General features: G+C 63.8%; 19 protein-coding genes. 6 read left to right on the forward strand and 13 right to left on the reverse strand.

Annotation, left to right across the window (positions count from 1 at the left end):
- The first annotated feature begins 34 nt into the window (after window positions 1-34).
- Entirely contained in the window at window positions 35-820 is a 786-nt protein-coding gene (locus FKM97_RS20290) for a MetQ/NlpA family ABC transporter substrate-binding protein (protein ID WP_144294247.1), read from the forward strand.
- A gap of 186 nt (window positions 821-1,006) precedes the next feature.
- Here the strand turns inward: FKM97_RS20290 and FKM97_RS20295 are convergent, their stop codons facing one another.
- Complete coding sequence (locus FKM97_RS20295; protein ID WP_144294248.1) at window positions 1,007-2,125, reverse strand: ABC transporter substrate-binding protein; 1,119 nt, start codon at window positions 2,123-2,125, stop codon at window positions 1,007-1,009.
- Between the two features lie 198 nt (window positions 2,126-2,323).
- On the opposite strand from FKM97_RS20295, the gene FKM97_RS20300 reads away from it, so the two are divergent.
- The 3 genes from FKM97_RS20300 to FKM97_RS20310 are packed head-to-tail and all read left to right on the forward strand — an operon-like array spanning window position 2,324 to window position 5,753.
- Entirely contained in the window at window positions 2,324-3,301 is a 978-nt protein-coding gene (locus FKM97_RS20300; protein WP_246105180.1) for an ABC transporter permease, read from the forward strand.
- On the forward strand, window positions 3,298-4,092 hold the full coding sequence (locus FKM97_RS20305) for an ABC transporter permease (protein ID WP_144294249.1): 795 nt from the start codon (window positions 3,298-3,300) through the stop codon (window positions 4,090-4,092). The genes FKM97_RS20300 and FKM97_RS20305 overlap by 4 nt, the downstream gene beginning before the upstream one ends.
- A gap of 17 nt (window positions 4,093-4,109) precedes the next feature.
- Complete coding sequence (locus FKM97_RS20310) at window positions 4,110-5,753, forward strand: amidohydrolase (protein WP_144294250.1); 1,644 nt, start codon at window positions 4,110-4,112, stop codon at window positions 5,751-5,753.
- 363 nt (window positions 5,754-6,116) lie between these two features.
- Here FKM97_RS20310 and FKM97_RS20315 read toward each other — a convergent pair whose 3' ends face one another.
- The 3 genes from FKM97_RS20315 to FKM97_RS20325 all read right to left on the reverse strand — a co-directional run bounded on the left by FKM97_RS20315 (window position 6,117) and on the right by FKM97_RS20325 (window position 8,250).
- Window positions 6,117-6,617, reverse strand: coding sequence for a GNAT family N-acetyltransferase (locus FKM97_RS20315; RefSeq protein ID WP_144294251.1), 501 nt, complete (start codon window positions 6,615-6,617; stop codon window positions 6,117-6,119).
- Between the two features lie 9 nt (window positions 6,618-6,626).
- Window positions 6,627-7,610 carry an EamA family transporter gene (locus FKM97_RS20320; protein WP_144294252.1) on the reverse strand — a complete coding sequence of 328 codons (984 nt, stop codon included), beginning with the start codon at window positions 7,608-7,610 and terminating at the stop codon, window positions 6,627-6,629.
- A gap of 109 nt (window positions 7,611-7,719) precedes the next feature.
- A complete protein-coding gene (locus tag FKM97_RS20325) occupies window positions 7,720-8,250 on the reverse strand; it encodes an anthrone oxygenase family protein (RefSeq protein ID WP_144294253.1) in 531 nt (176 codons plus the stop codon).
- A 169-nt stretch (window positions 8,251-8,419) separates the two neighbouring features.
- Here FKM97_RS20325 and FKM97_RS20330 point away from each other — a divergent pair, with 169 nt between their 5' ends.
- Window positions 8,420-8,659, forward strand: coding sequence for a hypothetical protein (locus FKM97_RS20330; protein ID WP_144294254.1), 240 nt, complete (start codon window positions 8,420-8,422; stop codon window positions 8,657-8,659).
- A 181-nt stretch (window positions 8,660-8,840) separates the two neighbouring features.
- On the opposite strand, the gene FKM97_RS20335 is transcribed toward FKM97_RS20330, so the two are convergent.
- The 9 genes from FKM97_RS20335 to FKM97_RS20375 all read right to left on the reverse strand — a co-directional run bounded on the left by FKM97_RS20335 (window position 8,841) and on the right by FKM97_RS20375 (window position 21,131).
- Window positions 8,841-10,019 (reverse strand): ABC transporter permease, encoded by a 1,179-nt coding sequence (locus FKM97_RS20335; protein ID WP_144294255.1) that lies wholly within the window; start codon window positions 10,017-10,019, stop codon window positions 8,841-8,843.
- Entirely contained in the window at window positions 10,016-11,041 is a 1,026-nt protein-coding gene (locus tag FKM97_RS20340) for an ABC transporter permease (RefSeq protein WP_144294256.1), read from the reverse strand. The genes FKM97_RS20335 and FKM97_RS20340 overlap by 4 nt, the downstream gene beginning before the upstream one ends.
- A gap of 67 nt (window positions 11,042-11,108) precedes the next feature.
- Entirely contained in the window at window positions 11,109-13,064 is a 1,956-nt protein-coding gene (locus FKM97_RS20345) for an ABC transporter substrate-binding protein (protein ID WP_205015220.1), read from the reverse strand.
- A 41-nt stretch (window positions 13,065-13,105) separates the two neighbouring features.
- Entirely contained in the window at window positions 13,106-15,001 is a 1,896-nt protein-coding gene (locus FKM97_RS20350) for an ABC transporter ATP-binding protein (protein ID WP_144294257.1), read from the reverse strand.
- A 1-nt stretch (window position 15,002) separates the two neighbouring features.
- Window positions 15,003-16,382 carry a polysaccharide deacetylase family protein gene (locus tag FKM97_RS26580; protein ID WP_205015222.1) on the reverse strand — a complete coding sequence of 460 codons (1,380 nt, stop codon included), beginning with the start codon at window positions 16,380-16,382 and terminating at the stop codon, window positions 15,003-15,005.
- Complete coding sequence (locus FKM97_RS20360) at window positions 16,379-17,542, reverse strand: glycosyltransferase family protein (protein WP_144294258.1); 1,164 nt, start codon at window positions 17,540-17,542, stop codon at window positions 16,379-16,381. Before FKM97_RS20360 ends, FKM97_RS26580 begins: the two co-directional genes overlap by 4 nt.
- Complete coding sequence (locus tag FKM97_RS20365) at window positions 17,539-18,615, reverse strand: glycosyltransferase family 4 protein (protein WP_144294259.1); 1,077 nt, start codon at window positions 18,613-18,615, stop codon at window positions 17,539-17,541. The genes FKM97_RS20360 and FKM97_RS20365 overlap by 4 nt, the downstream gene beginning before the upstream one ends.
- Window positions 18,612-19,859, reverse strand: coding sequence for a glycosyltransferase family 4 protein (locus FKM97_RS20370; RefSeq protein ID WP_144294260.1), 1,248 nt, complete (start codon window positions 19,857-19,859; stop codon window positions 18,612-18,614). Before FKM97_RS20370 ends, FKM97_RS20365 begins: the two co-directional genes overlap by 4 nt.
- A 9-nt stretch (window positions 19,860-19,868) precedes the next feature.
- Complete coding sequence (locus FKM97_RS20375) at window positions 19,869-21,131, reverse strand: glycosyltransferase family protein (protein WP_144294261.1); 1,263 nt, start codon at window positions 21,129-21,131, stop codon at window positions 19,869-19,871.
- A gap of 301 nt (window positions 21,132-21,432) precedes the next feature.
- Between FKM97_RS20375 and FKM97_RS20380 the strand changes: the two genes are divergently transcribed.
- Entirely contained in the window at window positions 21,433-22,440 is a 1,008-nt protein-coding gene (locus FKM97_RS20380; RefSeq protein ID WP_144294262.1) for a radical SAM/SPASM domain-containing protein, read from the forward strand.
- The last annotated feature ends 46 nt before the right edge of the window (window positions 22,441-22,486 follow it).

The following is a 22,486-nucleotide window of genomic DNA, read 5'->3' on the forward strand; positions in this document are numbered from 1 at the left end:
AGTCAAGCCCACTCAGACCAGAAGGACTGCCCCCATGTCACCAAAAACCCTCTTCGCCGCCATCGCCCTTGCGGCCTCCCTCGCCGCCACCGCCCATGCCGAGACCAAGACGGTCAAGATCGGCGTAAGCCCCGGCCCCCATGCCGAGATCTTCGAGAAGGTGAAGCCCCTCGCGAAGGCCAAGGGCCTCGACCTCGAGATCATCGAATTCTCCGATTACGTCATTCCCAACACCGCCCTCGACGCTGGCGAGCTCGATGCCAACTCGTTCCAGAACCAGCCCTATCTCGACAATCAGAATGCCGATCGCGGCTTCGATCTCGTCTCCGTCGCCACCACGGTGAACTTCCCCCTCGGCATCTACTCCGCCAAGCACAAGACCTGGGAGGACATCCCCGACGGCGCCACCATCGCCATCCAGAACGACCCCACCAATGGCGGCCGCTCCCTTCTGCTCCTGCAGGATAAGGGCATCATCAAGCTGAAGCCCGGCGTCGGCTTCAAGCCCGGCCCCGCCGACATCGTGGAGAACCCGAAAAACCTGAAGATCATCGAGATCGAAGCCGCCCAGACGGCGCGCTCCCTCGAGGACGTGGACGCCGCAGCGATCAACACCAACTACGCCGTCGACGCCGGCATCGAACCCACCAGCGCCATCCTGCGGGAATCCCCCAAGGGCCCCTACGTCAACATCATCGTGGTCCAGGCCAAGGACAAGGACGCCCAATGGGTCAAGGACCTCGTCGCCGTCTACCAGACCCCCGAGGTGAAGGACTTCGTGGAAACCCGCTTCAAGGGCGCCGTCCTCCCCAGCTGGTAACCACCCGCACCCCGTCATCCCGGCCGAAGCGCAGCGCAGAGCCGGGACCCCATGCGCCCCCCCCCCCCCCCCCCCCCCACACCCGTCATCCCGGCCGGAGCGCAGCGCAGAGCCGGGACCCCATGCAGCCCGGGATCCCGGGTCAAGCCCGGCCTTCGCCCCGGATCGCGCCGAACCCCGCAACCCCTATTTCGTCGCTTTGACCTCTTCCCACATCTTGATGTATTTCGCCTTCCGCTCCGTCGTCACCGGCAGGAGCAGGATGCCGCTCTCCAGGTGCTTCTGCGGATCCGCGATGCCCAGCGCTGCATATTTCTTCGGGTCCGACATCTCGAAGGCGCGTTTGTTGCTGTGCCCGTAGCCCACCTCCTCGATGACATATTTGCCCGTCTCCGGCGAGATCCAGGCATCCAGGAAGTCGTAGGCCGCCGCCGGATCCGCCTTGCCCGTATTCAGCAGCGTCAGCCCGCACAGCCAGGTGAAGATCCCCTCTTTCGGGATCGCATATTTCGCCGGGATTCCCTGGTCCACCAGCGACTTGACCGTCTCGTTCCAGGCATAGGCGGCGACGATCTCGCCCGAGGCCAGCCCCTGCGCCACCTCCGTATTGTCCTTCCACAGGAAGCGCGAGTTCTTCACCGCCTTCTCCGCCAGCGGCCGGGTGGCGGCCAGCTCCTCGTCCGACATCTCGAAGATCTTCTTCCGGTCGTAGCCCAGCATCAGCCCGGCGATCTCCAGCGAGACGTCGTCGTCCAGCGTCGAGACCCGCCCCTCATACTTCTCGTCGAACAGGATCCCCCAGCTTTCGTCCTTGGCATAGGCCTCGTCCACCAGGTCGGGCCGATAGGCGATGCTGGAATTGCCCCAATCCGCCGGCACCATCATCACCTTGCCGTCCATCACCACCCCGGGGGTGGTCTGCAGCGTCGGGAAGATGTCCTTCCAGTTGGACAGCTTGGATGTGTCCACCGCCTGCGACAGGCCCGCCTCCACGAATTGCGGCACCGAATAGGTGCAGGGATGCATGACGTCCGCCTGGAATCCGCCGCGCACCTTCTGCAGGGCTTCGTCCTCATTGGCGAAGATCGAGAAATTGGGCGCCGCGCCATATTTGGCTTCGTAAGGTTTGAAATAGGCGGGGTCCGTATACCCGCTCCATTCCATGCAGGTCAGCACCTCGGCCGACTGGGCGCTGCGCCCCTTCATGACCGCGACGCCCACGCCGAACGCCGCTGACGCTTTGAGCATGTCGCGCCGGGAGATCTTTCCCTGCGCCATCCTGTCGACGAACTGGAATTTTCTCATCGTTGTTTTCCCTCACCCTGATTGACGCTTCAATCAATCTACGTCCCTGAAAATGGACGCTGGCCGGCCCTAACTGTCAATCCTCAAAAGAGTTTAGGTTCTCCGTCAGCCGTCGGGATGATTGACAAGCGCACCCCTTGCTGCACGTAATTGGTCCTGTTCGCGGTGAAAACACCGGGGCTGTGGGGAGCATAATTATTGGCCATCACTGCTGGCGAGGCGCGTTCCGCGACGGGAAAGATCGGCGACGGCTGGCGCAGCCTCCTGCATCGTCACGAAGCAATCCGCGGCTACGGGTTGATGGCGCCGACCCTGCTCGTCATGGCGGTGATGCTCGTCGCACCGGTCATCGCTTTGGTGGTCACCAGCTTCTGGACCCAGGACGGCTACCGCATCGACCGCACCTTCACGCTGGACAATTACTGGTCGCTGATCAAGCCCGGCGAGGCCCGCATCACCTTCCTCGGCATTCCGCTCCCCTTCGAGAATGCCGTTTACATCATGCTCCTGGTGAAATCGCTGCTGATGTCGCTCGCAGCGACCGTCGCCGTCGTGCTGGCGGCCTATCCCATGGCCTATTTCCTGGCCTTCCGGGTCAAGAGCCACAAGCTCACCTGGCTGATCCTCATCACCATCCCCTTCTGGACGAGCTATCTCCTGCGCGTCTTCGCCTGGAAGCTCGTGCTCGGCTATAACGGCGCCATCAATTCCGGCCTGATCAGCCTCGGCCTCATCGACAAACCGCTGGAATTCCTTCTCTACAATCCCTTCGCGGTGATCCTCACTTTGACCCATGCCTGGGTCGCCTTCGCCATCCTGCCGATCTATGTGTCGCTCGAGAAGATCGACCGCTCTTTGCTGGAGGCCGCCACCGATCTCGGCGACAGCGCCTGGGACCGGTTCCGCCGCGTCACCCTCCCGCTCTCCGCCCCCGGCGTGATCGCCACGGCGCTCCTCGTCTTCATCCCCACCGTGGGCGATTACGTGACGCCCACCTTGGTCGGCGGCTCCGGCGGCATCATGATCGGCAACTCGATCCAGACCCTCTTCGGCCGCGCCAATGACGCGCCTCTCGGAGCGGCCCTGTCCATGACCATGATGCTGGTGGTCACCCTCATCGTCTGCCTCTTCCTCTGGGCCATCGGCTTCCGTCGCATGAAACAGGCCGACGCATGACCCGGACCCGTCTCGATCCCCTCACCCTCTACGGCATCCTGTTCATCGTCTTCCTCTACGCGCCGATCCTCCTGCTGCCCATGTTCTCCTTCAACGACAACACCTTCGCGGTCTTTCCCCTGAAGGGCTTCACCATCCGCGCCTATGAGCAGATGGTGGCCGAGCGCCCGTTGATGAACGCGCTGAAGAACAGCCTCATCGTCGCCTCGGTCGTCTCGGTCATGAGCACTGTCTTCGGCCTGCTCGCCGCCATGGCCGCCACCCGCTACCGCCTGCCCGGCCGGGGCCCTGTCCTAGGCCTCATCATGCTGCCTTTGGTCATCCCCTCCATCATCCTGGCCGTGGCCCTGCTCATCATCATCCGCCAGTTTCTCGACCTCGAGCTGACGCTCTGGACCGTCGGCGCCGCCCATGTCCTGATCTGCGTGCCCTTCTCCATGCTCGTCCTCGTCTCCCGCCTCGAAGGCTTCGACCGGAGCCTCGAGGAGGCCTCCCAGGACCTTGGCGAGAATGGCTGGATGACCTTCTGGCGCGTCACCTTTCCGCTGATGCTGCCCGGCGTCGTCTCCAGCCTGCTCATGGCCTTCACCATTTCCTTCGACGAATATGTGCTGGCTTTCTTCCTTTCCGGCATCGACCAGACCCTGCCCATCTTCCTCTACAGCCAGCTCCGTTTCCCATCGAAGCTGCCCCTCACCTTGGCCCTCGGCTCCAGCATCCTCATCGTCTCCACCCTGGTGGTGGTGGTCTCGGAGCTCATTCGCCGGCGGGGGTCCGCTCAGACAATTTGACAATCGAGGCCTTCCCAATGAACCACGCGTCCCCCGACCTCATCGTCGTGAATGCCCACATCCGCACCATGGATGCGCTTCACCCTCATGCCGAAGCCCTGGCGGTGAAGGATGGCCGGGTTTGGGCCCTGGGCACGGATGCCGAGATCCGCAGCCTCGCCAATGGCACGACGCGCCTGGTCGATGCCCAGGGGCGCCTCGTTCTGCCCGGTTTCCAGGATACCCACATTCACCTGCAGGACTCCGGCACCGCCCGCTCCATGAGCGTCGCCCTCGACGGCATCACCGACCTCGACAAGCTCCTCCAGCGCCTCGCTGAGCATGCCGCCGCCAACCCCGACGAGCCCTGGGTGCGCGGCAGCGGCTATTACACTGGCGTCTTCGGCGAGCATAATCTCAGCCGCCAGGTCCTTGACGCCGTCGTCCCCGATCGCCCCTGCTGGATCTACGGCTCCGATGGCCACAATGCCTGCTTGAACACCCTGGCCTGCAAGGCCGTCGGCCTCGACGAGACCACGCCCGATCCGCACAACGGCCAATTCGTCCGCGATGCGCAGGGCGTCCCCACCGGCCTGCTCTACGAGGACGCCCTCTTCTGGGTCCAGGACCGCATGCCGCCGCTCGACGACGGCCACTTCAAGACCGGCGTCCGCTATGCCCAGGCTCTCTGCAACCGTCACGGCATCACCGGCGTCCTCGATGCCCGCGTCGGCGAGCGCCACATGCGCGTCTACAAGGACTTGGCCGACGCCGGCGAATTGACGGTGCGCATCCGCGCCACCGCCCTCGTCACCCCCGAGGACACCGTCCACGACGCCCTGGAGCGTATCGAGAGGCTGCGCCGCGATTTCACCACACCCATGTCCTCGGTGCATTCGGCGAAATTCTTCCTCGACGGCGTCTTCGAGAACCGCACCGCCGCCATGATCGAGGACTATTCCGACGAGATCGGCGGCAACGCCCCCGTCATGTTCGAGGCCGAGCATCTGCGCGAGCTCTTCATCGCCTTCGACAAGGCCCGCTTCCAGCTCCACGCCCACTGCATCGGCGATGGCGCCGTCCGCGCCTGCCTCGATGCCCTCCAGGCGGCCCGCGAAGCCAATGGCGAATGGCCCGCTCTGCATCAGGTGGCCCATATCCAGGTCATCGACCCCGCCGACATCCCCCGCTTCCGCGAGCTTGGGGCGGTCGCCAACATCCAGCCTCTCTGGGCCCGCAACGAACCCTCGGTCACCGACATCGCGCTCCCCATGGTGGGCGAGCAGCGCGGTCGCTACATGTATGCCTGGGCGACGCTCCGCGATGCCGGCGCCATCTTCGCTGTCAGCAGCGACTGGGGCGTCTCCACCCTCAATCCCTTCGAGATCATGGCCGTCGCCGTGACCCGCAAGCCGCCGCGCAAATTCTCCAACCACCCGGTCTTCCTGCCCGAGGAGCGCATCACCGTCGAGGACGTGGTCCGCGGCTACACCCTGGACGCCGCCGCCTCCGCCTGGCGCTCCGCCGACACCGGCTCGCTGGGCCTCGGCAAGTTCGCCGACCTGATCATCCTCGACCGCGACATCTTCACGATCGCCCCCGAAGAGCTCGCCGACACCCAGGTCCTCCTCACCCTCCTCGCCGGCCAAGAGGTCCACCGCGACCCCGCTTTGCCCGCCTGATCAAGGCCGCCTTCACCAACTTCAGGGCCAGCCTCCGTCATCCGAGCGCCCCTCCGTCACCCTGGGGCCCCCCCTCCTCGTCATCCTCGGGCCCCCCTCCTCGTCATCCTCGGGCTTGACCCGAGGATCCAGGAGCCAAACACTCCAAAGCAGCCGCCCGCCTCACAGCCCAAATCGCCCGCGCCACCACAGCAGGGCCATTCCTTATCCTGGGCCCCTTCTTCATCCCTGAGGCCCTTCGTCATCCTCGGGCCCCCACCCCGTCATCCTCGGGCCCCCCACCCCGTCATCCTCGGGCTTGACCCGAGGATCCAGGAGCCAAACACTTCACAGCAGCCAAGCACTCCTCAGCACCCGCTCGCCTCACAACCCATACCGCCCGCGCCGCCACAGCAGCCGCTCCATCTCCGGCACCGGCCGGACCACGCTGAACCCCGCCTTCCCCAGCACCCGCCGCGAGCCGGCATTCTCCTCCCGCGTGAAGGCGAACACCTCCAGGAGCCCCAGCCTGTGATCCGCAAGCGCCAGCGCGGCCCGCACCAGCTCGCTGGCGAACCCCTGGCCCCAGGCGTCGCGATGGAAGTGATAGCCGACTTCGATGCCCCATCCGGGATCGAACGGGTCCTTGTACAGCCCGCCCCACCCGATGATCCGCTGGTCGCTTCGCCGGATGACGGTCCACGGCGCGAACCCGTCCCTGCGGCGGAACCATTCATGCACCAGCACCCGCCGACGGCAGTCCCGTGGCGAAGCATCCGCATGCGTGAACCGCATGGCCTCCGCATCCCCGAGGAATGAATAGAGCGCCGGCACGTCGGCAAGCCGCGGCGGCCGCAACGCGAGCCGCTCCGTGTCGAGAACCACGCGCGGCGTCTACCGGGCGGCGGCTTCGGCCCGGGCCTCCGCCTCGAGCCTGCCGCGAACCCGCTCCCGATGCGCGGTATAGAGCCCGCTGGCCGCGATCACGGCCGCGCCGATATAGGTCCCGACGCTCGGAATGGCGCCGAAGATCAGGAAGCCCAGCCCGCTCGCCCAGATGATCTGGATGTAGGAGAACGGCGCCAGCATGGAGGCGGTCGCGTGCCGATAGGACAGGATGAACAGCCAATGCGCGATGGTCGAGAACAGGCCCACCAGCACGCCGACGCCAAGCTGGCCCCAGGTGGGCGTGGTCCATTCGAAGAAGACGGCGGCCGTGAGCACCACGAGCCCGGTCCCGGCTGAATAGACGAGCGTGGTCTGCGGGCTTTCCGTGGCGCTCATGATTCGCGTGGCGATCGCGGCGAGAGCCCAGGTCGCGGCAGCCGCCACGGGAAACAGGGCGGCGAGCTGAAAGGCGCTGGAGCCCGGCTGCACGATGATCAGCACCCCGACGAGCCCGATGGCGGCGGCCACCCAGCGGCGCAGCCCCACGGTTTCACCCAGCAAGGGAATGGCCAGGGCGGTGATGAAGACCGGCGACACGAAATTGATGGCGGTGGCGTCCGCGACGCTGAGATGTCCCAGCCCGAACAGGAACAGGATCGTCGAGAGCACCATGCACAAACCGCGCATGATCTGCTGCCCCGGTCGCCTCGTGCTCAGTACCTGCCGTCCGCCCTTCATCAGGGCCAGCGGAATGACGATCGCGCAGAACACCACATAGCGGATCCAGGCGATCTCGATCGCCGGCAGGTCCTGCGTGAGATATTTCGCGGACATGTCCGAGCAGGTGAAGAAGACCGTGGCGATCACGATCAGCAACACCCCCTTCATGGGGCTTTCGCCGATCAGGCTGCGGCTCAGTCTCTCGCGAAGGTCTGAGAAGGGAAACGAAAAAAACGCAGGCGCATGGGCGGCTGCGGGGACGGAAGACATTTTACTCTCCGACGGGTGCTCTCTCTAGTTTGTCTGTTCTGATCCTCATTTCGATATTCCGAAAGCGCGCATTTCGCAGGCGAGGCATGCAATGCGCGAAGACTTCCATTCATCTTTCGGTCATCTTTGCCGAGACCGGTAATCGGCTTCGGTGTCTCAGGGCGAACCCCGCCATGGCGATGATGAAGGCCGCGAGCCCGCTGGCGAGGCGAATGAGGTTCCACATCTGCCAGGGGCCGGAATAGTGCCGCCAGACCTCTGCGGCGGGCTGGCCGGCCGCATGCGCCGTTGCCAGCGCCGTGTTGAGCGGCAGCAGGGCGCCGAAGGTCACGGCGATGACGCCGAATCCGTAGATCAGCGCTGCGGCAAGCGCGCATTCGGCCACCCGCTGTTTCTGTGCCGACAGAAGCCCCGCCGCGATGGGAAACAGAAAGGCACCGAAGAAGATTATCGCAAATAGTGGCCGTCTTATCACATGGCTGACCCCGTCCATGGCGCGAATGGCGGATTCCGGAGGAATTGTCTCCAATGCCGGGATGATCACGACGGCATAGCTAAAGAAATAGCCCGTCATCAGGGCGAGCATGAGAAGGCCCAGCACGAAGCTGGCGTCCTGGATGAACTGGCGGACCACGGGCATCTTATTGAAATACCACTATTTTTTCAGGATCTTATCCACCATCTTGCAGGAGCGCGCCATCCCGTGTCGGGAAAATTCCTGCTCATAGTTAAGACCGCTCTGTTCCGATTCTGTTTTCACCCGGACTCGAATCATTTAAAATTGGTAAACGTCATTGGGAGACAGTGTCGTGGACCTTTCTGGGGAACAACATCGGCGTTTACAGTCTAAGGCGGAGAGCTTCGGCTTTTCGGTGCGTAAGCGTATTGTTCCGGCCCTGCTTGAAAAAGGGCGCGTTTATTACATCGTTGATACCCGTAACGAGGTTGACAGCTTCGGTGATTTCGCAAGCCTCGAGGAAACCGAGCTCTTCCTCAACTTTCTGGTGGGCATACGCACGGAACGTGAGCGTCGGCATTTGGCAGCGTAAAGCGAGCCGATAAATGTGACGGCATCCTTCGGCTTATGGGGCGTCGAGGCGTCCCATAAGCCAATTTCTCCCCCTCTCGCTCACCCTTTCCCAATTCTCTCCGTGATCTCCTGCGCCCTGCAGCCCGAAATGCTGCCGTGCAGATCCCCGGCCACGCGCACTCCCGCCCGGCAGCCGCCCCTCAATGATAGGGGTCGGCCGCATCCCTCAGCCCGTCGCCGAGGAAGTTGAAGGCCAGGATCACCAGGATCACCGGGATCATCGGCGTGATGATCCACGGATAGAATTCGATCGCCGCCAGGTTCTGCGCTTCGTTGAGCAGCACGCCCCAGCTGGTGATCGGCGGCCTCAAGCCCAGCCCCAGGAACGACAGCGCCGTCTCGCCCAGGATCATCGCCGGCACCGACAGCGTGGCGCTGGCGATCAGATGGCTCATGAAGTTCGGCACCAGATGCCGCCCGATGACCCGTGACGGCTTGGCCCCCATCAGCACCGCTGCGGTGGCGAAATCCTCTTCCCTCAGCGCCAGGAATTTCGAGCGCACCGATCGCGCCAGACCCGGCCAGTCCAGCAGCCCCAGAATGATCGTGATGCCGAAATAGACCACGATCGGCGACCATGTGACCGGCAGCGCCGCCGACAGCGCGAGCCACAGCGGCAGCTCGGGCAGCGAGCGCAGCACCTCGATCACCCGCTGGATCCCGGCATCGATCCAGCCGCCATAATAGCCGGCCAGCCCGCCCAGGGTGATCCCCAGCACGAAGGAGATGGTGATGCCGATCAGCCCTACCGTCAGCGAGATCCGGGTGCCGTAGATGATCCGGCTCAGCATGTCCCGTCCCAGCCGGTCCGTTCCCAGCGGAAAGAACACGCCGTCGACCGCCGGGCAGATGAGATGCGTCCGCCCCTCGATCATCCCCCAGAATAGATAGGGGTCGCCCTGGCAGAAGAACCGCAGCGGATAGACCTTGTCCGGATTGACCGTGTAGTCCCACCGGAACGTCTCGAGATTGGCCCGCGAATCATAGCCATAGACGAAGGGGCCGACGAATTCTCCCTCATGGAACAGATGGATCGACTGCGGCGGTGCGTAGAGGTAATCCGCATGCCGCGTGGTGCTGTTGTAGGGCGCGAGGATCTCGGTGACGAAGATCGTCAGATACATGAGCAGCAGGAAGATCCCCGAAGCGACCGCCACCCTGTGGCGCTTCAGTTTCCACCACATCATCCGCCAGCCGGAAGCGAGATAGACGCGCTCCTGTTCCGGCGTCAGGGCCTCCGCATCCGCCGGGTTGAAGGGGGCCGTGGATACGAAATGCGCCAGGCTTGACTTCGGCCGCGGCTCCATCACGTCGCTCATTTTTGCCCCTCCCCGCCCAGCCGGATGCGCGGATCGAGCACCGCCAGCAGGAGGTCGGAGATCAGCATCCCCACCAGCGTCAGCACCGACACGAAGAGCAGGATGAAGCCCGCGAGATACTGGTCTTGGCTCGTCAGCGCGTCCAGCAGCACCGGCCCGATCGTGGGCAGATTGAGCACCACCGACACGATCACCGAGCCCGAGATCAGGCTGGGCAGCAGATTGCCGATATCCGACACGAACGGATTGAGCGCCATCCGCAGCGGATACTTCCACAGCAGCCGCTGTTCGGTCAGCCCCTTGGCCCGCGCCGTCGTCACATACTGCTTATGCAGCTCGTCCAGCAGGTTAGCCCGCAGCCGCCGGATCATCGCCGCCGTCCCCGTGGTCCCGATCACCACCACCGGCACGATCAGATGCGCGATCACCGACCAGAGCTTCCCCCAGCTCCAGGGCTCGCCGATATAGGTCGGGTCCATCAGCCCGCCCACGGAGATCCCGAACCAGATATTCGCGAAATACAACATCGCCAGCCCGAGCAGGAAGTTCGGCGTGGCGAGCCCCAGATAGCCGAGGAACGTGAAGCCGTAATCTCCCCAGCTATATTGTCGCGTCGCGGAATAGATCCCGATCGGGAACGAGACGATATAGATGAACAGCACCACCGCGGCATTCAGCACGATGGTCAGAATCACGCTGTCCCCCACCACCTCCGACACCGGCTTCTGGTGCTCGAACGACCATCCCCAATTGCCCTGCAGCAAGCCGCTGAACCCGCGCGCCCCCGGCAGCACGCCCACCCAGCGCCCATACTGCACGTACCACGGCTCGTCGAAGCCGTATTCCTTGCGCATGAACTCGATCTTCTCGAGTCCCGCCGCTTCCCCGCGCACCTTCAGTTCGGCGATCTGATTGGACAGATAGTCCCCCGGCGGCAGCTGGATGATCACGAACATGAGCAGGCTGATGGCGATGAGGGACGGCACCATGACCAGGAGCCGTTGGACGATATAGCGCAACATTACTCTTCGGCCCCCAGCATCCCCTGACCCTCGCCCAAAGCCCACTCATCCTGAGGCAGCCCGGAAATCATTCCGTGAACCAGAACTGGTCCGGATGGTAGATCCCGAACTGTGCGCCCGGGTCCCATCCGTAGAATCCCTCTTCCGGCACGTTGTTCAGCCGCTTCGAGACCACCACCGGCTGCGGCACGCCCGAAACGATCCCGATCACGAATTGCTGCTCCGCATTGATCTCCAGCATCCGGTGCCAGATCTCCGCCCGCTGCTCCGTATCGCTCGCCTCGAACCATTTTTCATAGAGCCTCATCAGCTCTTCCGCGGCCGCCAGGTCCGGCTTCTCACCCGATTTTCCCGCGGTCTCGTGATATTCGCCCCATTTCGGCCAGGCGAGATTGTCCTGATGCGTCGGCGCCAGTTCGTCCGGCACCATGTCCGGCACCGCCATGCCATTGTCCCAGCCCGACCAGGTCGTCATCATCACCTGCCCCGTATAGGCCCGCTCCCGCAGCGCATCGCGCATCGATGGCTTGATCAGCAGCCGGATCCCGAGCTGTGCCCAGTCCTCCGCCACCAGTTGCAGGATGTCGACCTCCTCCGGGTCTTCCCCTGCCGTCTCCACCACGATCTCCATCCGCCGCCCATCAGGCAGCAGGCGGTAATCGCTCGAATCCCGCTTCGTTAGCCCCAGGGAGTCGAGCATCTCATTGGCCTTCTTGGGCGCATAATCGCTCCACAGCGCAGCCAGCTGCTTGTCATAGAGGGGGCTTGCCTCGGTGACGAAATTATTCGCCGGCTTGGCCAGCCCGAGATAGAGCGTCCGGCTGACCAGATAGCGGTCCATTCCGATCGACAGTGCCTGCCGGAACGTCGCGTTGCGGAACAGTGCGCGCCATTGGTCGTCCGCATAATTGAGGTCGGGATAGAGCGCGATCTGCGCGCCCTTTCCGCTCGGCCACAACAGCACCCTGTAGTCCGAGCGCTTCTCGCTCCGCTTGAGCACCGCCAGGTCGGAGAAGTTCAGGCCCCGCGCCTGCAGGTCGCTCTCGCCCGCCGCCGTCTTGGCGGGAATGAGCCGGCTGGAGGCCACGTCCATGATGACGTTGTCCGCATAGGGCAGCTGCTGGCCCTTGGTGTCGATGCGGTGGAAATAGTCGTTGCGCTTCATCACGAAGCGCGTCGTCGGCCCCACGGACGTATTTGCCCACGGCTCCAAGGTCGGGCAGTCGACATTGTCGAAGGCATACATCGTCTCGCGCCGCATATGCAGCGCAGCCCAATCCGTCACCCGCTCGGCTGCGATGATCCGGGGAAGCATCTTGGGATCGGCATATTTCTCGTGGAACTGCCGCATGTAATGGGAAGGCATGTAGATATAGGTCGGCCGCGCCCGCGCCAGTTCCTGCAGGAACACCGGGTTGGGATCGTCCCAGGAATAGCGGACGGTCACCTCGTCGATCACCTCGAACTTTGGCGGCTTGCCCTTCACCAGCAGCGTCGAAGGCGGCCCTGCCGGCGACAGCGTCTTGTTGTTCGCCACGTCTTCCCAGTAATAGCGGAAGTCCTCCGCGGTGAACGGGAACCCGTCCGACCACTTGTGTCCCCGCCGCAGCGTGAAGGTGAAGACCCGGTTGTCGTTCTCCACCGTGTACGACTTCAGGAGGTCGGCCTTCAGCTCGAGCTTCGGCGTATAGCCCACCAGCCGCGCATAGCCCCAGGCCACCAGGTAGCGGATGGACTTCGGCCGGTCGATGATCGTCCGGATGGTGCCGCCCTGCCGGCCTACTTTCAAACCTTCCGCCGCGAGGTCCACGATCAGCGGCTCGGCCGGCACTCGATCGGCCACCGGCGGGACCAGCCCCTTGGCGACCTGATCCGCCAGCATCGGTGTTTCCACCAGCGACGGTCGCGACGGGGCCACCACCCCATGCACCTCGGCGACCATCGGATAGGTGATCCCCCGCGACGCTGCCGGCATCGTCCCCTGCGCCGCCGCCGGCGCGACGAGGCCTAGGGCGAGCAACATGCCTGCGCATACTGCGCGGAATCTCGACGTCACGACAATGCTCATGCCACGGCCTCTTCGCGCCGCACGGGGGCCAGCCCCGGTGCTTCGTCACCGAACAATACGAAATGTCCCGGCCCGACCTCCACGCGCCGCGGCGTCGCATCCGCCTGCACCCGGTAGGCGCCCGGCCACAGATCCGGATCCGAGGTCGAACCGCCGCACAGCAGCTCGAGGTCCATCGGCTGGTCCAGATCGGGTTCCGGCACGGCGGCCAGCAGCGCCTGCGTATAGGGATGCTGCGCCTTCTCGCGGAACTTCTCCCGCGGCGCCTCCTCCACGATCATCCCCCGGCACATCACCAGGATGCGCTCGGCGATGTAATCCACCACCGCCAGATTATGGCTGATGAACAGATACGACAGACCGAGCTTCGCCTGCAGGTCCTTGAGCAGGTTGAGGATCTGCGCCTGCACCGAGACGTCCAGCGCCGAGACCGGCTCGTCGCAGATCAGCAGCTTGGGCTTGAGCGCCAGGGCCCGGGCGATGCCGATGCGCTGCCGCTGCCCGCCTGAGAAGGAGTGGGGATAGCGGTTGAGGAACCGGGGATCGAGCCCCACCAGAGCCATGAGCTCCTGCGCCCATTTCTTCCGGTCGGACCCCGTCCCGATATTGTGGATGACGAGCGGCTCCGTGATCAGGTCGAGCACGGTCATGCGCGGATTGAGCGAGGAGAACGGGTCCTGGAAGACGACCTGCACCTCCCGGCGATAGGCGTTGAGCTCGCCATCGGCCAGCGTCGGCACGTCTTTCATGGCACCGTTCATGCGGAACTTCACGGCGCCCTTGTCGGGCGTCATGGCGCGCACGATGATCTTGGCGGTCGTCGTCTTGCCGCAACCGGACTCCCCCACCAGTCCGACCGACTCACCCGCCCGCACGGTGAAGCTCACGTCGCGCAGCGCCAGCGCCGGCAGCGCCGCCTTCGGCTTGAACATGCTTCCTTTGCGCAGGGCGAAGCGCTTCTCCAGCCCCTGCACGTCAAGCAGCACCTGGCCCTTCTCAGTCGTATCGATCACCTGGGTGAAATAGCCGCCGCTCACCGGCTTCACCTCGCGGATCGCCTTCAGCCGCTCACCCGGCGCCATGTCGAACCGCGGCACCGCCGCCAGCAGGGCCTTCAAATAGGGATGCTGGGGATCGCGGAAGATCACCTCCGTCGAACCCGCCTCCACCACCTTGCCGCGATAGAGCACCACGACCTCGTCCGCCAGATTGGCGACGATCCCGAGATCATGGGTGATCATCAGCACCGCCATCTGGAACTCGGCCTGCAGGTCCTTGATCAGCTTCAGGATCTGCGCCTGCACCGTGACGTCGAGGGCCGTCGTCGGCTCGTCGGCGATCAGCAGCGCCGGCTTGCAGACCAGCGCCATGGCGATCATCGCTCGCTGCCGCATGCCGCCGGACAATTCGAACGGGTAGGTATCGACGCCCCTTTTCGGATCGACGAAGCCGACCAGCCCCAGCATCCGCTCGGTCGCGGCCCGCGCCTGGGTCGCCGAGGAGCCCATATGCAGTTGATGCGCCTCGCCGATCTGATTGCCGATCGTGTGCAGGGGCGACAGCGAGGCCATCGGCTCCTGGAAGATGATCGAGATCCGACCGCCCCGGATCTTGCGCATCGCGTCCGATTCCGCCTCCAGCGCTGCGAGATCGTGCTCGCCGCCGCGCGGGTCGCGGAACAGCATGGAACCGCTGGTGATTTTTGCCACTCTTGGCAGAATTCTCAGAATGGCTTGGCTGATGACGGTTTTTCCGGAGCCGGATTCCCCGACCAGCGCGACGGTGCGAGCCGCTGGTATGTCGAAGGAAACGTCGTCCACTGCACGGACATTTCCAGCCATTGTCTTGAAATCTATAGTCAATCCGCGGATGGAAAGCAGCGCAGCGCTCATGTCATCTTCCAGTCGGGCCGACATCGAGACCCAATACTATCGCATTAGCGATAGTCGCCGGGCTCATGGCAATGCCCTTTTTTCTCAAGGTGCGGACGGCACGTCTGACGGCCGGATCGAAGCCCGGATGATCGCTGTCGATGACGATCTTCTGTCGGCCGCCGCGAAGCACGAGGTCCATCCATCCATTCTCTCTGTCCCGTCGTGTGGAGAAGTAACGCAGTTCCACATCGTCCAGATCCGCCCATCGGATCTGCCGCCCGAACGGTGTCGACCGGGTGATGGCGTCATCGTCGATCCCGATGACGCTCATGTGACGGGCCACGGCCGCGATGAGCTGAGCCCCGAACAGCAAGGCGATGATCCCTGCGATCGCCAGCACCCAGGGATTTCCCAGTCCCCCGAGCGCCACCGCCCCCGTGACCGCCAGCCCGGCCAGCGCCTTCAGCACCGCCACCACCGTCACCCCCCAAGGCTGCCGAAACCCAGCGCCCCCCACTCTCCCCCCCGCAGAAGGCCCTCCCCCTCCAAACCCCTCATCCTGAGGAGCAGCCGCAAGGCTGCGTCTCGAAGGACCACCGTCATCCCGGCCGAAGCGAAGCGCAGAGCCGGGACCCCCCTCAACCAGGGCCTCCCCTCCGAACACCGCCTCGCCTCTCAGCCAAGCGCCTCTGCCCATCGTCGCGGCGAAGACGGCCGCCAACGCCTCCCAGGCCGCGTCGTCATGCACGAGATGATGCGCCAGCACGCCCACCGGCCCCCGCGCCGACCCAATCCGCCGCGTGGCCAGCAGCTGCGCGATCTCCTCCGCGACCGCATCCGCCGTCTTGCCCTTCCGCGACCGCCAATCCATCAGATCCACATGCGTATTGACCTCCACGAGCCCACCGGCCCCGAAGCACTGCGCACCGAAGGTCGACAAGCCCACGAATCCGAGCTCCGACAGCAGCGGCGCCAGATCCGGCCGCATTCGGTTCCAGGGCGGCACCAGGACCGGCAGCACCCTTGCGCCGAACAGCTGCTCGAGACGCGCCTTGCCGAGCGCGACCTCCCCCGCCACCGTCGCAAGCGGGCGCGAGGGTCCCAGCTCGCATTTTTTGATCCCCTCCGGCTCGTGATTCTCATGCGCGAAACCATGCACCAGGAGGCTGATTTGGGGCCCGAACACGTCCTCAAAGGCGTTTTGGAGACACTGTTCGGCACCGTTTGGGATCACCGCCAGCGACAGCGGCACGGCCGAGGGCCGGCAGGCATCCACGAGCCGCCGCAACTCCGGCGTGTCCCGGACGGCGTCGTCGTCGCGCAACCAGAACTGGGGCCTGAGCCCCGCCGCGTCCCAGCGCTCCAGCTCTTCGGTGAGGCGCTTCAGACCCTCCGTCACGGCCGAGCCTTCTCCAGCATGTCCGCCATGAATCGGGCCGCTTGCGCAGCTCCGTCAAGCCGCGGTCGCAAGGCCGATCCCGCATCCAGCATCATGGCCTTGTCGATGGCCGCAGCCAGCCTTCGTGGACTGAGATCGGATGCCGAAACCGAGATCCCGAATCCCTTTTCCTCCAGGATGCGGGCACGGAGAGGTTGTTCGATCTCGCCCGCCCCGGCGAACGGAACGAACACGGATGAGACCATAGTGTTGAAAACATCCGTGCACGTATTATAGCCCGCCTGCGAGATCGACAGGCGCGCCCGCTTTAGCAGCGTCGCGAAGTCGCTTCTCGCGGCCTCCACGATCACGCCTGGCCCCGCCAAGTCTCTGACTCTGTTGGCTTCTTCCGCGATCATGTTATGGCCCACCAGGAACCGCCAGGTATGCCCCCGCGCCGCCGAGATCTCCCGCGCTGCGGCCGCTGCGAGCAGCAGATCCCGCCCCACCGCGCCACCGCCGGCTGAGACAATGATCTCATTTTTTCCAGCCCCCCCGTCCCCGTCCGGGCCCGGAGCCTGTGAGATATAGCCGGTATAGCGGATAAGATCCGCGAACTCGCTCATCAGCGGCAGCGACTCCTCGACCTTGACGAAATCGGCATCCCCATGGACGAGGATGGCATCGTAGAAGGTCTCGATCCGCCGCCGCATCCCCGCGATCTTCTCCGGCCGGCTCGGCGGCTGCAGGATATCCCGCACCGAACAGATGATTTTTGGTCGGCGCGCCGCCTCCGCCGCCTTCATAAGCAAGGCGTCCACCTCCTGCGCAAAGAGCCGCCGTCCGAACGGATAGAGCTCCGTGACGATCATCCCGGGATCGAAAGTTCTGAACAATGCCAGGAGCTTGTCCGTTCTGCGCAGGAACAGCCCCTCGCTCGCGACCTCACCGCTTTCGTCCACCAGATTGGTATAACCGTCATCCGCACTTTTCACGGGCGGCAATTGCTCTAGCCGCACACCGGGCGTGGCCCCGCCCGGGACGGGCATTCCCCCCGAAGTGATCAGCGGCTCCAGCCCGGCCTCCACCAGCGCCTCCGCCAATGCGGAAATGCGCCTGAAATGGCCGATCCCCAGCACATGGGTGACCCAGATCAGCACCCGGGGATTGTCCGTCTTCATTTCAGCGCCGCCCGAAGGATGTCGGCGGCATGCTCCAGGCCCCGGCTTCCTCGGACGAAATCCTCCGCCGCCTGGCCCATCCGCAGCCGCAATCCCCGATCGACCACGAACCTGCTGATCGCGCCGCTGTAATTCTCCTCAAAGCCCTCGTCCGTCAGGATCCCCGAGACCCCGTCCAGCACCACCGCCGGCACGCCCCGGATCCTCTGCGCCACCACCGGCAGCCCCATCGCCTGCGCCTCCAGATACGCCAGCCCATAGGCTTCGCCGCAGCCTGGCCACACGTAAAGATCTGATCCTGCGTATATTTCTGCCATATCCTCGGGAGCGGCCTCGCCCAGGAACTGAACCCGGTCCCCCAGGAACCCGAACAGCGTCTCCACCGTATTTCGTTCCGGTCCATCCCCGGCGATCGCCAGCGAAAAGCTCAGATCTCTGATCGGGAACAATGATTTGGCGAGGATCCGATAGCTGTCGAGCTTGTCGCCGGCCCGCATCATGCCCACTGCCAGCAGCTGCGGCACCTCACGCCGGACCCGCGCCGTCCCCGCCGGCAGCCGCCCCAGATCCACGAAGGGGGGAAGCTCCACCAGGGATCCAGCGCGCGCCACCTTTTCCAGCCCCTCCCGGTCGCCATCCGTGAAGCAGAAATTCACCGCTGCCTGCTCTAGGCCCACTCTAACCTGCTGCTGTGCCTCGGCAAACGGCCCGGTCGACCGCTTTGCGGCATAGGAGCTCTCACAGGTCACATAGGCAAGTCCGAAACCCTTGGCCGCCGCCGGCCCTAGCCAGTCCGGCGCCTTGTAATAGGAATGATAGGTGAACCAGAGATCCGGCGGACCCTCCGCCCGAAACCTCTCCTCGACCTCCTGCAGAGCCGCCTCGGCCTCCCGCCTAACCTTTTTCTGCGCCTCGATTTCTCCCGTTTTCTCGAAGCTGCAGAACCGGCTGGCCACCACCACCCGATGCCCCGCCATCTCCAAGGCGCGGATCAGCTGCCGCGCCATCTGCCGGTCACCGGAGGGCACTGGATGGTCTGGCGCTTTCAACGGGGCATAGAAGGCGATGTTCATTCTGCCTCGGCGATGAACTTCTCGATCAGCATCCGGCTGCAGGCATCCTTGGAAAACCGCGTCGTCAGCCGGGCATGAGCGGCTAACCCCAGGCGCTGCCTCAGGTCCGGCACGCCGGCAAGCCGTGCGATCTCCCCCGCCAGGGCGGTAGGATCATCCGGCTCCACCAAAATTCCCGTCTCTCCGTCAAGGATGAATTCCGGGATCGCCGAGACCGCCGTCGACACGCAGCACAGTCCCTGCGACGCCGCCTCCATCAGCACGTTCGGCAGCCCGTCGCGATCGCCCGTCTCGTCCACCCGGCTGGCCAACACGAACAGGTCTCCCTCCCTCAACAGCGAAATCACCTCTGGCTGCGGCTGTGCCCCGCGCCATTCGACACGATCGGCGATCCCGAGCCGAAGGGCCAGGGCCTCCAATTCTGAGGCGATCTCCCCCCCGCCGATATGCATGAACCGCCAGTGTAGATCCTCAGGCAGCCGGGCGAGCGCTGTCAGCAACACATCATAGCCCTTCTTCGGCACCGCCCGCCCCACGGAAACGAGCCGCAGCGGATCGGCCGGATCGCGGCCGTCGCGTCCCCCGCTTCTGTCCGGAGCGGTCGGAAACCGGCCGATGTCCAGCCCATGATAGCTCAGCATCACTTTGGAGCGCTGCCCCTCCGGCACCAGCGATTGCAGGTGGTGAAAACCGTATTCGGTGCACGTCGTCCCCCAGACGGCATCGAGGATCTTTTCCCTCTTCTCCCAATCGGGCGTCGTCCAGATATCCTTGGCATGCGCGGAGAAACACCAGGGCAGCCCTCTCAAGACGGCGGCATAGCGGGCCACGGACGACGGCGTATGCAGAAAATGGCTGTAGATCTGGGAAACATCCTTCGGCAGCTCGCGGGCCAGCACGGCGGCCTGCCCGAACCGGCGTCCTCGGCTATGTGTCCTGTCGCGCCACAGATCCTTCAAGAAGATCCGCAAGGCGGGGATAAGTCCGGGCATGAAGAGCGCACGGACGAGACCTTTGCCCACCCGCATCGGATCATCGACAATATATTCGGGAAGATAGACGACCGGCGCCACGATCTCCTTGTGGACCGGATGCACGGCTGTATCCGTGGGATCTCTCAGAGAATAGAGCCGCAGGCAGAGCCCCGCCTGCTCCAGGCTCCTCAGCTCCTGCGCGATGAACGTCTCCGAAAGGCGCGGATACCCCTTCAGCACCACCGCGATGATGCGGGCTTTGGGACTCATCGCGGCGGATTACCCTGAAACGCTGCGAAGCCTTGGCGTGTCATCGCAATCTTGCGGAAGTTCCCGGCCTCGCGCACCGAGCCAACGTTTTACGCGGCTATTCACGGTGTCCAGCCCGGCCATGAGGTCTGGCAGCATGCGCGCCGACGGTGGCGGCTGATCTGCAAGGTCGTGAAGCGCCTTCGTCATCGCATCGACATCCGGCACGAACCGTCCCGTCTCGTCCGTCCCCGGCAGCATGCGGGCGAGCCCGAGCTCTTGCGCGCGACTGGCTCTGATCAGCTGTTCCCGCCGCGGATGCGTCCGCGGCACGATCAGGGCCGGCTTGTCATAGGTCAGGACCTCGCAGAACGTATTGTATCCGCCCATGCAGACGACGGCCCTTGCCCGCTCGACCAGCTGCTCCGCTTGATTGTGGAACACGATGACATCGACGTTGCGAAGCTTGCTGGCCCGCTCGCGAAAGGCTTCGCGCTCCTCCACCGCCATGAACGGCCCCAGGACGAACAGGGCGGGCCACGGCAGCGCCCGGCCCGTCTCATAGGTTCGCAGAACCCAATCCACGAGTTCGGCACCGTCGCCGCCGCCTCCGGTCATGACCAGGAGGAAGTCCTGATCGACGATGGAGGGCCAGTGCTGGGTCGACCCCGCCTGCGTCAGAGGTCGCGGCAGGTACCCGGTGTAAACTGTCTTCTGCTCCACATCCGGGGGCACTTTGAGCCCTGTCAGCGGTTTGTAGAGGGCTTTGTGCCCATAGACCCAGACCTCGTCATAGGCTGAGCGTACGGTTTCCATGGAGTGTTTCCGTCGCCACTCCTTCCGCAACACGCTGGGCTCGTCCAACACGTCGCGAAGGCCGAGCACCAACTTGGTCCCCCGCGCCTTCAGCATGTCGAGCGCTCCCGAAACCTCCCCATGCAGCCCGTTCGGCTCCTTGTCGACGATCAGCACATCGGGATCGAACACCTCAGCTGTACGCTCGATGATCGACCTGCGCAGCTCGATCGTCTCGTCGATCTTGATATGGAGATTGAGGGCAGTGTAGTTGCCATTGCGCAGCTTGATGACACCGGGAACGCGCACGAAATCGACCCGTGACCGGAAATCATAGGCGCCGATGATCGGCGATCCCGTCAGAATGAGAACGGAGAGTTTCTTGTGACGGGCCACCAGACTATGCGCGATCGTCATCGATCGGCGCAGATGGCCGAGTCCAAACGTATCATGGCTGTAAAGCAGTATCTTGGCGCCGCTGCTTTTGCCACGAGCCATAGCAGTCCCCCTCGATGCTCTCATGCGCCATTTCACGTTCCCCACGCCGAAATGGCTTCGTCGCCCGGTCAATGCCTAGCACGTTGTCTCATGAGGTGAGAACATGATTTGGCATCAGATGACGACACTCAGGTAACGAAGGGTTCAGTGCGAACCTCGACAGCCTCGCCAGCGCAGTGCATTGTTTATGCTCGACTCGAGGCTTAAATGGGAAGCGCGTGTTCTGAATGGGTGTCGTCGGGACTTAGACCCGGATGAAAAGTGCGCCGCCTTGTTTTTTGATCCTGATGACGGAATTGAGATGACAGCAGCCGAAGGTTCAGAGGTTCGGGCGCCATGGGCGTCGCGTGCCATTCGCTTCTTTGCGCAAGCGCTGCCGCTTTCCTATTTTAAGAAGCCGCCGACCATCATTGTCGTCGACGTCACCAACTCGTGTAATCTTCGCTGCCCCGTCTGCCCGGTGACGATTGCGATGACGCGCAAGCGCGGCCTCATGAAGATCGAGGTGTTCAAGAAGATCATCGACGACTTCAAGTCCGAGCGCGAAAAGCCTGCGATGTATTTCAACTTCTCTGGTGAGCCGACCCTGAACCCGGCGCTGCCGGAGTTCATCGCCTACTCCCATGAGAACGGCCACGAGACGTTCCTCTCCACCAATGCCACGAAACTGACCGTGGAAATGGCGGAGCGCCTCATTCTGGCGGGTCTCGGTCGCGTCTACCTTTGCATGGACGGGTTTTCGAAGGAGGCTCAGGAGAGCTACCGCGTGAATTCGGATTTCGAGGAGGTCAAGGCCAATATCGAGATGTTCCTGGCCACCCGTCGCCGGCTGGGGGTGAAAAACCCGAAATGCGTGCTGCAGACGTTGCTGACCGGCTATTCCGAGCATCAGATGGATGACATCCGCGCCTGGGCGGAGAGCGCAGGCTTCGATCAGATCCGCTTCAAGACCTTCAGCATCGGGTCATACACGAGCGAGGAGGAAAAGCGCGACTTCAGCCGCTTCCTGCCCACCAAGGAAGAATTGCGGCGGCATCCGACGGGAATACAGCGGGCGACCTGTACCGCGCCCCTGCACCAGACGGTCGTGTTCTGGAATGGCGACTTGGGACTGTGCTGCATCGATTACGATCAGATGGTGCAGTTGCCGAACATCGGTGCCGGCGGCTTTCTCGATGCCTATCGCTCCGACGAGGCGGCTCGAGCCCGCAAGAAGGGATATTTGAAACAATTTGAGATTTGCAAAGGATGTTCTTACTCAAATGCCGAGAACATGGGAATGAAGATTGATCTGCACCAGCCGGTGTGATGAAGCTAGGTCGGGGATGAACTAGCCGCCTGAAGCTGCCACCGCA

Origin of the sequence: Rhodoligotrophos appendicifer (assembly GCF_007474605.1) — a bacterium.
Lineage (GTDB): Bacteria > Pseudomonadota > Alphaproteobacteria > Rhizobiales > Im1 > Rhodoligotrophos > Rhodoligotrophos appendicifer.